The 13,833-nt window shown below is 51.3% G+C and carries 11 protein-coding genes; 9 read left to right on the top strand and 2 right to left on the bottom strand.

The genetic code is table 11. The annotated features are described in order from the left end of the window. The first annotated feature begins 23 nt into the window (after window positions 1-23). Window positions 24-200, top strand: a complete 177-nt coding sequence (locus tag ACNRUY_RS05110) for a hypothetical protein (protein ID WP_488110562.1) — start codon at window positions 24-26, stop codon at window positions 198-200. Window position 201: 1 nt separating this feature from the next. Then, window positions 202-606 carry a hypothetical protein gene (locus tag ACNRUY_RS05105; RefSeq protein ID WP_488110561.1) on the top strand — a complete coding sequence of 135 codons (405 nt, stop codon included), beginning with the start codon at window positions 202-204 and terminating at the stop codon, window positions 604-606. Between the two features lie 83 nt (window positions 607-689). On the opposite strand, the gene ACNRUY_RS05100 is transcribed toward ACNRUY_RS05105, so the two are convergent. Further along, entirely contained in the window at window positions 690-2,225 is a 1,536-nt protein-coding gene (locus ACNRUY_RS05100) for an ABC transporter substrate-binding protein (RefSeq protein WP_488110560.1), read from the bottom strand. Window positions 2,226-2,725: 500 nt separating this feature from the next. Here ACNRUY_RS05100 and ACNRUY_RS05095 point away from each other — a divergent pair, with 500 nt between their 5' ends. The 5 genes from ACNRUY_RS05095 (at window position 2,726) to ACNRUY_RS05075 (ending at window position 11,335) form a co-directional block, all read left to right on the top strand. Beyond that, on the top strand, window positions 2,726-4,477 hold the full coding sequence (locus ACNRUY_RS05095) for a sulfatase family protein (protein WP_488110559.1): 1,752 nt from the start codon (window positions 2,726-2,728) through the stop codon (window positions 4,475-4,477). Between the two features lie 156 nt (window positions 4,478-4,633). Then, window positions 4,634-6,148 (top strand): alkaline phosphatase, encoded by a 1,515-nt coding sequence (locus tag ACNRUY_RS05090; protein ID WP_488110558.1) that lies wholly within the window; start codon window positions 4,634-4,636, stop codon window positions 6,146-6,148. Between the two features lie 6 nt (window positions 6,149-6,154). Continuing rightward, entirely contained in the window at window positions 6,155-7,348 is a 1,194-nt protein-coding gene (locus ACNRUY_RS05085) for a YibE/F family protein (RefSeq protein WP_488110557.1), read from the top strand. Window positions 7,349-7,595: 247 nt separating this feature from the next. Beyond that, entirely contained in the window at window positions 7,596-9,845 is a 2,250-nt protein-coding gene (gene bglX / locus ACNRUY_RS05080) for a beta-glucosidase BglX (RefSeq protein ID WP_488110556.1), read from the top strand. Further along, entirely contained in the window at window positions 9,842-11,335 is a 1,494-nt protein-coding gene (locus ACNRUY_RS05075; protein WP_488110555.1) for a sulfatase, read from the top strand. The genes bglX and ACNRUY_RS05075 overlap by 4 nt, the downstream gene beginning before the upstream one ends. Window positions 11,336-11,566: 231 nt before the next feature. Here the strand turns inward: ACNRUY_RS05075 and ACNRUY_RS05070 are convergent, their stop codons facing one another. After that, window positions 11,567-11,683 (bottom strand): alpha-L-fucosidase, encoded by a 117-nt coding sequence (locus tag ACNRUY_RS05070; protein WP_488110597.1) that lies wholly within the window; start codon window positions 11,681-11,683, stop codon window positions 11,567-11,569. A gap of 367 nt (window positions 11,684-12,050) precedes the next feature. Between ACNRUY_RS05070 and ACNRUY_RS05065 the strand changes: the two genes are divergently transcribed. Beyond that, a complete protein-coding gene (locus ACNRUY_RS05065; protein WP_488110554.1) occupies window positions 12,051-12,281 on the top strand; it encodes a hypothetical protein in 231 nt (76 codons plus the stop codon). 37 nt (window positions 12,282-12,318) lie between these two features. Beyond that, the gene (locus tag ACNRUY_RS05060; protein WP_488110553.1) at window positions 12,319-13,767 is read left to right on the top strand and encodes a sulfatase-like hydrolase/transferase; all 1,449 of its coding nucleotides are present in this window, start codon (window positions 12,319-12,321) and stop codon (window positions 13,765-13,767) included. Window positions 13,768-13,833 lie beyond the last annotated feature (66 nt).

Below are 13,833 nucleotides of genomic sequence, written 5' to 3'. Positions count from 1 at the left end.
TCACAGGAAAACTGCTGACTCGGATGATTGTCGCCCAGGGCATCAGGGTGGGGTTTGTAGCTCTGACAGGGCCTGCAGGCTGGGCGGTAGGAGCCTTGTTGCTGGGCGCGTCAACCTTGTACAGCAGTGATTTTGGGGATGCAATTGGCGAGGGTGCCGAGATACTGTTCTTTGAGAAGCTACCAGAGTGGTTCAAGTAATATGGATATATACACAATCCATGAGTTTGGTGGTGCACTCATTATCTTTATAACAGTCATCGGCATGCTAATGTGCATGTCCGCTTTTATTCCACTGATGTTCAAAAAAAAGCAGATCAAGGATATCTACTTTCGCAATGCCCGTCCGTTTGAAATCGGGGCTTCCTGGTGCATTCCTGGCCAGTGGGCTCTGGGGCCTGCAACGGATATTGTGTTTCGCTCCTGGTGGAGGACGGCTGAAGACCGCGTTGTTCATCAGAAAGTCTATGAGGCCTTTGTAAAGGAGCTGGGTATTGGCTGGACCCGGCTGCTTTATATGCAGGGCCTTGGCTTTCGCATGTCTTTTATAGGCATCACATATGCTGTCATATGCGTGGTGTTTGGGATTGATACTATTCCCAAATGATCGCTTAGAGTACAGCCTGGTATGTAGAGCCCGGCCCCGATGGAGAGCCGAATTCTGTAGTATGCCCTGTTGTGTCCGCTGCTTTACAGCTTACTGGTGACGGGATAAAGGTCGTGGAGGGTTACGGGATTCAGGTTCAGCCCTTCAATGTCTTTCCGGGTTCCCACCAGCAATGTGCGGTTGAAGAGCATAACATCCGGAGCATCGCTGATGATGGTGTTCTGGATTCTCCGGTAGATCTGTTTTCTTGCGGTCGGGTCGATGGTGGTTTTCCCTGCTTCCAGAAGATGGTCAACTTCAGGGTTGTCGTAGAAGGTTCGGTTACCGGCGTTGCCCTTGGCGCTGGAGTGATACATTGCGTAAAGGCCGTAATCGGCATCGCCGGTTACACACCCCCAGTTGCCCAGGAACATATCGAAGCGTCCGGCAGCAGTCTCTTCCAGATAGGAGGCCACTTCAAGGGTCTGGATTTTGATGTCGAGTCCAATCTGGTTCAGCTGGGCCTGAATAATCTCTGCTGTCTGGCGATTTCGCCCTCCTTCGGAAATCATCAGCTGGATGCTGGTGCCAGGCTGTACACCCGATGCTTTGAAGTAATCACGGGCTTTTTCAAGGTCATAGGCGTAATAGGGGGTGTCCGGGCTGAAGGCAAAGACACCTGATGCAATGGGGGAGGTCGCCACTACCCCGGCACCGTCAAGTACCGCATCAATGATGGCCTGGCGGTCGATGGCGTAGTTGATGGCCAGGCGCAGATTTTTGTTTTTGAACAGTTCCCGGGTGTTGTTGAACCCCAGGTGCCCGTAGCTCAGGGATGATTTTTCCAATAGTTTCAGTTTCGGGTTGCTCTTGACCAGCTCCCTATCCACTGAGGGCAGTTCCAGGGCAATGTCCAGCTCGCCGGTTTCCAGGCCGATGGTTCTGCTGGAGTCCTCAGGAATGACCCGGTAGATCAGTTCATCATAGGCGGCGGGGGGCTGAAAATAATCATCGAAACGGGACAGTACCACTTTATCTCCCCGGTCCCATTGAACAAACCGGTAGGGGCCGGTACCTATGGGGTGCTCATGATAGTCCTCTCCCCACTGCTCAACCGCCTGCTGGTTCAGGATGGCAAGTGCTGGATGTGCCAGATGGTATAGCAGTGGACCAAAGGATTCCCGTGTGATCATTCTGAAGGTGTAATCGTCCAGGATCTCAATGCGTTCAACCGGGGGGAGTACAAAGGCAATCCGGGAGGATTGGGTCATGCGCTTGAAAGAGAATTGAACGTCGCTTGCCTTTAGCTCATTGCCATTGTGGAACCGGACTCCTTTGCGAAGTACGAACTCTGTGGTGACCGGGTCAATCTGTTGCCAGCTCTCTGCAAGTCCGGGAATGATCTCCAGGTCACCGGTTACCTCAACCAGCCTTGAATACAGCATTTTGTTGACTTTCAGTGAGCTGCCATCGTTGGCCATATGGGCATCCAGGGTTCTGGCATCAGCGCTTATGCCGACTGTCAGAACTTTTCTGCTGCTGGTGGATGAGGTGCTTTCATCGTTGCTGCACCCGGTAAGAGTGAACAGGAGTGACAGCAGTATGCCAGCTAACCTCTTTATATCGTTCATTTTTTTCATGGATATGCTTTTCCCCCCGATGACAATTCAGTCTGCAAACGGCCGTGTTTTGTTGCCTGGATACAGCCTTTGTAGCGATAACTTATAGAGAGTGAGGGGCGGTATCCTTGACTCAGAACAAGGGCCAGAGTGATTGCAGGGGAGGTGTCTGATTTGACCATTTAACCTGCTGCTATGGATGAAGGTTAAAGTTTCACATAGGGTTCGGATGACGAAGGGTATTGCTTGTGAAACGTTTTAAATTCTCACTTTGTCGTACAGTTAAAGGCTGATTTATATACGCCTGAGCCCCTCTGTGGTTTTTGCTTTATTTTGCGGTCATGTGATCTTAATCAATAAATACGGTGTTTTTCTGGTGATGGGCAGTAAAAAAACGCAGTGAAGTGGACTTTTGGGGTGGCTGTGTGTAAATAGTTGGCCCCATATTGCTGTTTAAACGTTTTGACACTTTCTTAAACTTTTTCAGTTTATTTTCAAGAGAGCAAGTGAAGCAAAGCCTTATGCCATTAAAACGCTCCCCCCTTGCCATGACGGTCTCAAAGACCGTTGCCAGGACGGCCGGTATTGTCCTGACAGCCGCTTCCGTGATGGCCCAGTCCGCCCTGGCAGCGCCGGAAAAGCCTGCAGAGCAGCCCAACATCCTGTTTATTTTCAGTGATGACCATGCCACCCGCGCCATCAGCGCTTACGATGATACGTTCATCAATACCCCGAATATTGACCGGATCGCCCGGGAAGGCGCGATTTTTGAAAACAACTTTGTGGGTAACTCCATCTGCCAGCCCAGCCGGGCAGCGGTTTTAACCGGTAAGCATTCTCATCTGAACGGCGTGATCGACAACACTTCCCGCTGGAATGGCAACCAGATTATTTTCCCGAGGCTGTTGGCCAGCAAAGGATACCAGACTGCCCTGATCGGCAAGTGGCATATGGAGCCGGCGCCTACTACCGAATTTGAATATTCAACTGTGTTGAACGGCTCTGGCCGTCAGGGTACCTATTATCAGCCTGAATTTATCAACAATAAGGGAGTGATTTACTCCGAGCAGGGGTATTCCTCCGATGTTATTGTGGATAAGTCCATCAACTGGCTGGATAAGGAGCGGGACAAGAGCAAGCCTTTCTCTCTGATGGTGCAGTTCAAGTCCCCTCATACACCCCGTCGCCCTGCGATCCGCAACCTGAACCTGTTCAAGGATCACCAGTTCCCCGAACCGGCAACTCTGTTCGATGATTACAATACCCGGGGTGACCATGCTGCTAATGCCTGGATGCAGATTTATGGGTTGAACGATATCGACGTCAATGCCTTCCCGCCCGATGGCAGTACTGCAGAAGAAAAAGAGATTCGTAAAAAGTGGCTGGCGAAAATGTCAGACTTTGAACGTCGTCAGTACAACGACTGGATGAACCGGATGACGGCGGAGCAGCGTCAGGCATGGCATGACGCTTACGACGAAAGAAATGTGGATTACTGGAAAAAGACCCATACTCCTCTTTATAAGCGGATCTATGGCGATAACATCCCGGAAGACAACCTGAAAGCCCGTACCCGCTATCTGTACCAGCGCTTTATGCAGGATTATATGGCGACGGTTTACAGCATGGATGAAAACATTGGCCGCATTCTGCAGTGGCTGGACGACAACGATATGGCTGAAAATACCATTGTCGTTTATAGCTCCGACCAGAGCTACTTTATTGGTGAGCATGGCTGGGCGGAAAAGCGCTACATGTATGATGAAGCCATGAGGATGCCCCTGATGATGCGCTGGCCGGGCAAGATCAAGCCAGGGCAGAAAATTCATGCCATGACTCAGAATATTGACTTTGCTCCGACCCTGCTGAACATTGCTGGAGTGGATACGCCTGCTGAGATGCAGGGCAAATCTTTCCTGGGTCTGATGACTGGCAAGGTTTCTGAAGAGCAGTGGCAGACTGAGCGCCCGGGCCTCTATTACCACTACTATATGCAGGGTGCTCACAATGTTCCCCGTCATGATGGTGTCCGGACCGACCGTTATAAGCTGATCAACTTCTATACCGGTGCAGGTTCTTTTGAAATGTACGATCTGGAGAATGATCCTTACGAGATCAACAATGTCTATGATAATCCAGAGTATAAGGAAGTGCGCAAGACGATGATGGCTCAGCTGAAAAAGCTGCGTAAGGACTACGAAGTGCCAGAGTCTGACTTTGTTGCTCCCTACCCGTTCATGTATCCCGAGGAAAGGAAAAAGCTCGGTCTGTAATCCATGCCTGACCCGCCCCTGTTTCACGGGGTGGGCTGGTAATGTTCATTGTAATAATGCGTAAACGTCTAAAGACGTGCGCCAGGAAAAGGCAGGTTTTACCAGAGGCTTGGTGGAATCTGCTTTTTTTTTAGGGCACGCTCGAGGGGGAAGATAATGAAGAGAGTCGCTCGGGGACTGGTCGCTGGCTTGCTGATGGCCGCTGCTGGCACCGCAATGGCTGCGCCAAAATATGTGTTTTATTTTATTGGGGATGGCATGTCGATTCAGCAGCGTAATGCCGCTGAGACATTTATGAACCGGCAGTACACCCCCGGCGAGATCGCCAATGCAAAAGCCCTGCAGATGAACCGTTTTCCGGTTCAGGGTCTGACCACCACTTATTCCCTGAATAACCCCATCACCGACTCTGCTGCTTCCGGTACAGCCCTTGCTACAGGGGTAAAGACCAATAATGGTTTTGTAGGAATGACCCCTGATGGTCAGTCCCACAAAACCATTGCTGAAATGGCAAAAGCAAAGGGCATGAAAGTAGGCATCGTCACCAGTATTGCCCTTAACCATGCAACACCTGCCTCGTTTTATGCCAAAACGCCGAGGCGATCTAATTACTACGATATTGCCAGGCAGCTTTCCGAATCCGAATTTGATTATTTTGGTGGCAACTATCTGCTCCAGCCCACCGGTAAAAAGAAAGATCAGCCTGATGTCTATGACCTTATAGAGCAGGCCGGTTACACCCTGACCCGTGACCGTCAGGGGTTGATGGCGGCCACATCTGGGAATAAAGGGCCTGGGGATAAAGAGCCTGGGGGGAAGAGGGTGGCGGTAGCACCGATCAATTACGCCCTGGATGATGCCGGAAATCCGGAAACGGTGGCCTTGCACGAGTTTGTCAGTAAAGGCATTGAGTTGATGGAAAACCATCCGGAAGGTTTTTTCATGATGGTGGAGGGGGCCAAAATAGACACCATGGGCCATCAGAATGACGCTGTGGGTAATATTCATGAAACCCTGGCCCTGGATAAAGCGATTTCGGTGGCCTGGGATTTTTATCAGAAGCATCCGGAAGACACTTTTATTCTGGTAACCGGAGATCACGAAACCGGTGGGATGACCCAGGGCTTTACTGCCGTCACCATGAATTACGACATTTTGAACGGACAGGTCATGACGGCAGACCGTTTCTCCCGGGAGGTGGTTCAGCTGCGTAATCGTCAGGGAAGTTTTGAAGAGGCGCTGGCACTGATTGAGCAGGCTTTTGGCATGCGCCCGGAAACACCGGAAACCATGGCTGCTGTCCAGAAAGCGCTGAAGGCTCATAAAAAGAACACGCCGGGAAGACGGGTGGCCTGGGCCGCAAGGCAGAGATTATTGAATGCTGAGGAGCTGGAGCTGGTAAGAGCCGCCTGGGAGGAGAGTATGAAGCCTCCTGCCCAGCGCCGCAAAGAACGTACCCGGGCTAAGCGTATTGCCTATGGGGGATATGAGCCTCTGGCGGTAGCGATGACTCACTTACTGAACAGTAAGGCCGGTATTGGCTGGACCAGCTATTACCACAGCGCCACGCCGGTGGTGACCAGTGCGGTAGGAGAAGGGGCAGAGCAGTTCTCCGGCTATTACGACAATGTTGATGTGTTCAAGCGCCTGAAGCAGGTCATGGAGATTTAATACCGGATGCCCCGATGGTTTTTTGATCGTGACGTCCAGCTGGTCTTGTTGATCGCTGGACTCTGCTTTGCCCTTTATTATCTGCCCACCGGTTATGAGTCCAGGCAGGCGACCTGGAAGCCCTCCCATGGGGAGGTGCTGGAGGTGAATAATGACATGGTGCAGAAGTTTGGCCTGGTGATGGTAGGTGAGCAGCAGCTGACCGTTCGTATTGCTGAAGGTCCGTTCAGGGGTCAGGTTCACCCATCCTCCAATATCCTGGTGGGTAAAAAAGAGCAGGATAAGCTCTTTAAGGCAGGCGACCGTGTTCACCTTAATCTTTATGTCGGTGAAGTGCATGAAGAGGCTGGCGATAGAGCTGAACTGTTTTCCATCCGGGCAACGGACTATTACCGGCTGAACATTCAAGGGTGGCTCTTTCTGGCGTTTGCTGCAGCCCTGGTAGTGTTGGGCGGCAGAACCGGAATGAAGGCGCTGCTCTCCTTTGTATTCACCGCCCTGGTGATCTGGAAAATTATGATTCCCGGGTACCTCAACGGCTATGATCCCATTTTGATGTCACTGGCTTCAGTAACGGTTCTGAACGGGGTGATCATTTTTCTCATCGGGGGCTTTGGCAAGAAGGCTGCTGTTGCCTTTATTGGTGCACAGACCGGTACACTGGTCTGCTGTCTGCTATCCATTCTTTTGAATGAACCTTTCCACTTGAACGGAGCCGTGCGTTCCTTTTCTGAAACCCTGCTCTACTCAGGATTTCCTGATCTGGATCTGAACGCGTTGTTTGTTTCCGGAATCTTTGTCGCCTGTGCCGGGGCGGTGATGGATCTGGCCATGGATATTGCTGCTTCCCAGGAGGAACTGGTGGCTGCCAGTCCCGGAATATCGCGGTTTGAGCTGTTTGCCGCCAGTATACGGGTGGGGCGTGCGGTGATGGGTACCATGACCACAACCTTGCTGCTGGCCTACTCCACCAGTCTCACTTTAATGCTGATGACGTTTATGGGTCAGGGCGTTCCCCTTGAGACAGTATTTAATATGAATTACGTCTCGGCGGAAATCATGCATACCCTGGCGGGCAGTTTCGGGCTTGTTCTGGTGATGCCTTTGACTGCGCTGGTGGGGTCGCTGGTGATGGTCAGGGGGAGGAATAAGGGGGCAAAGGTAAGCGATAAAGCGGGTTGTCATACAGTGATTACATGAATGCATGTGTAGAAAAAATAGAGTCTTATCACTTTTTTTGTATTTTCCTTATTTACGGCGAATAAGGAAATTCGGGTTGATTTATTGTTGAGTGAATACCGTCATGCCCCTTGCTGAGCGAACGAAAGTCTGTACTGAGAACATTGCCCTTCACTTCTCGTTGGCTCCTGCCCCCGGTGTTTTGCTTGATCCGGGCAAGTCCAGGACATGTGTTTCGACCAGAGTCTGGAATGATGACCGGCCCAGGATGAGCCAATTTATCGAAGCTCTGCTTGCCAAAATGACGCTTGAAGAAAAAATCGGTCAGTTGAATCTTCAATCTGGATTTATGGGGAGCACCGGTCCATATGTCAACGAAGCCTACGAGCAGATGGTTCGGGAGGGACGTGTGGGGGCGGTGTTTAATGCCTACGGAGCGGAACTGACCCGCAGGCTTCAAAAAATGGCAGTAGAAGAGACCCGTCTGGGCATTCCGTTGCTGATAGGGCATGACATTATTCACGGTCATAAAACGATTTTTCCGCAATCTCTGGGGGAGGTGGCCTCCTGGAATCCTGATCTGGTCAGACTCGGGGCAAGGGTTGCGGCAAGGGAGGCCACGGCAGATGGCATTAACTGGACGTTTGCGCCCATGGCGGATATTGCCAGGGACCCCCGCTGGGGGCGCATGGCAGAAAGCGCCGGGGAGGATGTGTATCTCGGGTCGGTTATGGCTGTGGCCAGGGTAAAGGGCTTTCAGGGCGATGATTTGAGCCAGCCCGATACAATGCTGGCCACGGCCAAGCATTTTGTTGGCTATGGACTTTCCCAGGCGGGCCGGGACTACCATACGACGGATGTTTCTGAACAGGAGTTAAGAAGCACACAATTACCACCGTTCAAAGCCATGGTTGATGCGGGGGTTGCTTCCGTTATGGCCGGGTTTAATGAACTGAATGGCGTGCCCTGTTCTGCTTCAAAAAAGTTATTGAAGGATATTCTTCGGAAAGAGTGGGGGTTTGAAGGGTTTGTGGTGGCTGACTATACCTCGGTTAACCAGCTGATTCCCCACGGCTATGCTCGAGATGACCGCCATGCAGCCAGCCTGGCGTTTAATGCCGGGCTTGATATGGATATGGTGGGGTTGTCCTACGATCGCTACCTGAAAGACCTTGTGGCTGATGGGCAGGTCTGTGAAGCGAAAATCGATCACTCTGTACGGATTATTCTTGAGATGAAATGGCGGTTGGGTCTGTTTGCCGACCCTTACCGTTATTCGTCCCCTGGTCGCGCCAAAGAAGTGATTTTCTGCAAAGAGCATCTGGATCTGGCGAAGGCATCCGCTTGTGAGTCAATAGTACTGTTGAAAAACAGTGGGCGAACGTTGCCTTTGAACCCTGAAACGCTCTCATCCATCGCCCTGATCGGCCCTCTGGCGGACTCAAAAAAAGACATGATTGGCAACTGGGCTGGCGCTGGTGACCGGGCCACGGACCCGGTCACATTGAAGGAAGGGCTTGAAGAGCGCCTGGGTGCGACCGTGGCGGTTAACTATGCCAGGGGCGCAACATACGCTTACCTGCATAAGCCGGACTGTCAGGAAAACTATATTCGTGACAAAAGTGTTGATCGCATGGTTGAGGATGACCCATCCCTTGAGCTGGCGTTTCAGCAGGCGATTGAGGCGGCCAGTCGCTCCGATCTGATTATTTTCGCCATGGGGGAAGAGTGGCGAATGTCCGGTGAAGCGTCCTGTCGCACAGGGTTGGAACTTCCCGGTAATCAGCGGGCATTAATGAATGCGTTGAAAAGGCTGAACAAGCCCATGGTGCTGGTGCTGATGTCCGGTCGCCCCAACGAACTGTGCTGGGAGGATCAGGCGATGGATGCCATTGTTCATGCCTGGTATCCGGGGACCAGTGGGGGGTATGCCATTGCGGATGTGTTGCTGGGGCATTGTAATCCCTCCGGTAAACTTCCGGTGACCTTTCCCCGTTCCGTCGGTCAGGTGCCCATCCACTACAACATGAAAAACACCGGTCACCCTTACGAGGATGGGGTAGAGGATGAGATGACCCAGGAGTATCGCTCCCGATATGACGACTGTCCCAACCGGCCTCTGTACGCCTTTGGCCATGGATTGAGCTATACGGAGTTTGATTACTCAGAAATTCGCCTCTCGTCATACGTATTAAGAATGAACGACGATGAGCTTGTAGTGGCTGTGGATATCACTAACCGGGGCTGTCGTGCGGGAAAAGAGGTGGTGCAGCTTTATATTCGTCAGCATGTCGGCTCCATTACCCGCCCGGTGAAGGAGCTGAAAGGGTTCAGAAAAATATTCCTGCAACCGGGAGAGTCCAGGGAAGCGGTGTTTACACTGACTTCTGCTGATCTGGCGTTTTTCCGGCAGGATATGAGCTGGGGGGCGGAACCTGGGGAGTTTACGGTTTTTGTAGGAACGGCCTCTGACCGCACTCAGCAATCGTCGTTTATGTTGGTGGGGGATACGGAATGAAAGCGATCATCGTGATGTTTGATACCCTTCGACGGGATGCATTACCGGCCTACAGTGAGGATACCTTCGCTTTCAGGAGAAAGCATTTTCAGCGGTTACAGAAGCACACCATCACCTTTGACAACTTTTATGTGGGCAGTATGCCCTGTATGCCTGCCCGCCGGGAGATGCACACCGGGCGGTATAATTTCCTGCACAATGGCTGGTCTCCTCTGGAGCCTTTCGATGATTCAGTACCCCAGATCCTCTCGGATCATGGGGTGTATACCCACCTTATCACAGACCATCAGCATTACTGGGAGGACGGTGGGGCCACCTATCACAACCGATTTAACTCCTATGAATTTGTCCGTGGTCAGGAAGGGGATTCCTGGAAGCCCGCTCTGTCGAAAACGTGGCAAAACCTGGTCCGGTGTGATCGGGTCAATCTGGAGCAGCACGATCAGGTGAATCGTCACTACCTGACGGATGAATCCAGGCATACCCAGGTGCAATGTTTTGACCTGGGTGTGGACTTTCTTGAGACCCACCACGATCGGGATAACTGGTTTCTTCAGTTGGAGGTGTTTGACCCCCATGAGCCGTTTTTTGCGCCGGATCGCTTTAAAGAGAAGATTGACCCGGACCTGAAGAATAATTTCAGTGACTGGCCGGTGTACGCTTCCGTCGACAGTAAAGGTGCGGAGGATGAGATTGCGATGGCGGAACGGCACTACCAGGCGTTGCTGGATCTCTGCGATGAACAGATGGGGCGCATTCTGGACTGTATGGATCGGCATAACCTGTGGCAGGATACGATGCTGATTGTAAACACCGACCATGGGTTTCTGTTTGGCGAAAAAGGCTGGTCAGGGAAGTCAGTCATGCCCGTATACAATGAAATAGCCCACACCCCTTTCTTTATCTGGGACCCAAGGGTTGGGAAGGCTGGCGAGCGCCGATCACAGCTGGCGCAAACCATTGATATTGCCCCAACGTTACTCGATGCTTTTGATATCAAGCCAACCATCGATATGCAAGGCAAGCCCCTGCAGGGCGTCCTGGAGCACCATCAGGCTATTCGGAGTCATGCTCTGTATGGCTATCACGGTGGGCATGTCAACATAACAGATGGGCGTTGGGTCTATATGAGGTCTTGCGTCACTCCAGAAAACACCCCTCTGTATCAGTACAGTCTGATGCCTATGCATATGCGGGAGTTTTATTTCCATGAAGAGTTGTTGAGTGCTGAGTTAGTGGAAGGTTTTTCATTTACCAAGGGGGTGAAGGTGTTGAAAACCAAACCTGCCCATACATTTTACAACCCCTTTGATACAGGACATTTGTTGTTTGACTTGAGTTCAGACCCTGGGCAGGAGCACCCGGTTCACAGAGACGATATTGAACGGATGTTTATGGTTGAAATGGTGAAGCTGATGAGAGCATGCGATGCCCCGGAAGAGCAGTTTGAAAGGTTGGGACTATTACAGGAAAGTACCCGCCAAGATTAGACCGGCATAATTAATCGTGTCGTCAGTTGCCTTCATCCCCTTTCGAGGCCGATATTGTTTTTCCTCGTGTTGGTCAGTTTTGCCCGCGAACCTTGACCGAGTTCAGTTGAATTTCATTTCCTTCTGGCCCTCCCAGGGCAAAGGCGTGCACTGCGAGCCCATCCTTTGATTGGGTATCGGATATCCTGGCCGTTATTGGCGTCCTCCTCATGGGCGGTTGAGTTCTTGATTTCAAGGTGTCCAATGGGGGTTAATGCCGAATTTGGCATCACGGAACCATTCCGGTGTCTGTTGCTGTTTCGGGGATTCCCAGGGGGGCTGTTTCCCGCAATGATGGACGAGAGACAGTGTGTGTTTTTATGAGGAAAAATAAGCGATTTACTGAAACGTTTCTTTTCGACAAACACTACAAAAAGCAGTCGATATTTTGAACAGTATGGAGTGTGGCAGAGTGCCGCTAACCAATGGGGCTTGCTCTATAGGCCATGGCTGGTCAGGGGTTATACATAATTTAACGTTTGTTGAAGAAGTGAAAGGGGGAGTCTTGATGTACATCAAGAGTCTGTTGTTTTCTGGGAAGTGCTGATTTCCGTAACCCCCGCTGTTTTAGGGGGGTGGCAATAGTTTGTGTATTTTATAAACGCTCTATGAGGATTGGTGAAATTGATCACTCTATTCGAAACGTTTATATTGACTTCAATTGTCATAGGCTCCCTTGCTTTATCGGTCGGTGATTACGGCCAGAAGGCTTCTAAGGTTCTGTCTGCAGCTGACGGCGAAGGGTCTGAACAATGAAAACCTCAATTCCGATATTCCGATCAACCAGATCTTTGCCGGCCTGATGAACCCCGGTTATCGAAAGGGTGAGCAGTTCTATCCGACCCAGTGGAGCTGGGGTGACCGGAAAGGGGTGTTTGCCAAGGTCGGTGTCTCAGTGAATGTCTGATGAGCTGTTTTTTCAAGTGTTAAACACAGGTACTTTCATGATTTCTCTCCCAAAGTTAAAAATGGGATTGCTGGCTGCTGCTTGTGCAGCTGCGGTTTCCGGTTTTCAGCCAGTAGATGTTCAGGCAGCGGCCGCACCGGAAGCAAAGGTGGTCAAAGAAGTTCGTCGTCCCAATGTGCTGGTGTTGTTTGCGGATGATATGGGCTATGCGGATGCAGGGTTCCAGAACCAGAGCAAAGATGTTGTAACGCCTCATATGGACCGCCTTGCTGCGGACGGTGCCATTATGACGGCCGGCTACGTTACCGCCAGTGTCTGTGGGCCTTCCCGGGCGGGTATGCTTACGGGGCGCTACCAGCAGCGGTTTGGGTATCATGACAATACTGCGCCTTATACACGGGACGAAACGGTTGAGATGGGGCTGCCTACCGATCTATTGACAATGGGTGACTACTTTAAAGCAGCCGGTTACCGAACCGGTATGGTGGGTAAGTGGCATGATGGGGATGAGCCTAAATTCTGGCCCCATAATCGTGGTTTTGAAGAGGTATTTGGCTTCAATAATGGCGCTGCGGACTACTGGAGAGGATCAACCAATCGGCAGGAGTTTGTACACCGTCCATGGGAGTCCATGTACCGCAATGGGAAGCTGGTAGACAATTTTGATGATTACCTGACCGATCGTTTTGGTCAGGAGGCCGTGGATTATATTGACCGGCATAAAAATGAGCCTTTCCTCCTTTACGTTGCCTTTAATGCGGTGCATGCGCCCATGCAGGCAAAAAAAGAAGATCTTGATCGGTTCAGTCATATAAAGGACGAAGGGCGTCGTAAATTGCTGGCCATGAATTACAGCATGGACGAAAACATCGGCCGGATTCTCGATAAGCTGAAGGCCGAAGGGCTGGAAGAAGATACACTGATCTTTTTCCTCTCGGATAATGGCGGCAAGCCCAAAAACAACTATTCCTGGAATACACCTTTAAAGGGCACCAAGGGGACGTACTGGGAAGGGGGGATTCGAATTCCCTATACCGTAACCTGGAAAGGTAAAATCCCTGCAGGTCAGACGCTGGACCAGCCCGTTATTTCCCTGGATATACTCACCACTTCTCTTGCAGCGGCAGGAGTTGAGGTGAAGCCTGAGTGGCAGCTGGAGGGGGCCAACCTGCTGCCTTACCTGAAAGGAGAGCAGAAAAAACTGGCGAGTCGTTATCTGTTCTGGGATACCAATATGTCCATGGCGATTCGTGATGATGAATGGAAGTTGATTCAGGAAAACAAGTTGAATCCAGCCAGCCAGCCCCAGCTGTTCAGAATCAGTCAGGATATCAGTGAGCAGCACAATGTTATTGATCGTTACCCGGAAGTTGCTAAGAAACTTCAGGCAACTTATGACGACTGGGAGAAGGTCAACGAGCCTCAGAAGTGGGGGTGGTCCAAGCGGGAGTTTCCGGTAAGTACCGGGTGGCGTGGCCATCAATGACCGGTGAATAAAAAGCGCCTCCAGTTGTAGCTGGGGGCGTTTATGTTGAAGGGAACAATCTCTCAT

The organism is Endozoicomonas sp. Z74, from assembly GCF_057680865.1.
Note: the sequence above shows the minus strand (reverse complement) of the source record. Positions and strands in the feature narration are given on the sequence as shown.

Coding starts and splice junctions, on each gene's coding strand:
- ACNRUY_RS05105 (WP_488110561.1), top strand. CDS start 202: ATGGATATATACACAATCCATGAGTTTGGTGGTGCACTCATTATCTTT.
- ACNRUY_RS05060 (WP_488110553.1), top strand. CDS start 12,319: ATGATTTCTCTCCCAAAGTTAAAAATGGGATTGCTGGCTGCTGCTTGT.
- bglX (WP_488110556.1), top strand. CDS start 7,596: ATGAGCCAATTTATCGAAGCTCTGCTTGCCAAAATGACGCTTGAAGAA.
- ACNRUY_RS05095 (WP_488110559.1), top strand. CDS start 2,726: ATGCCATTAAAACGCTCCCCCCTTGCCATGACGGTCTCAAAGACCGTT.
- ACNRUY_RS05100 (WP_488110560.1), bottom strand. CDS start 2,225: ATGAAAAAAATGAACGATATAAAGAGGTTAGCTGGCATACTGCTGTCA.
- ACNRUY_RS05110 (WP_488110562.1), top strand. CDS start 24: ATGATTGTCGCCCAGGGCATCAGGGTGGGGTTTGTAGCTCTGACAGGG.
- ACNRUY_RS05075 (WP_488110555.1), top strand. CDS start 9,842: ATGAAAGCGATCATCGTGATGTTTGATACCCTTCGACGGGATGCATTA.
- ACNRUY_RS05085 (WP_488110557.1), top strand. CDS start 6,155: ATGCCCCGATGGTTTTTTGATCGTGACGTCCAGCTGGTCTTGTTGATC.
- ACNRUY_RS05090 (WP_488110558.1), top strand. CDS start 4,634: ATGAAGAGAGTCGCTCGGGGACTGGTCGCTGGCTTGCTGATGGCCGCT.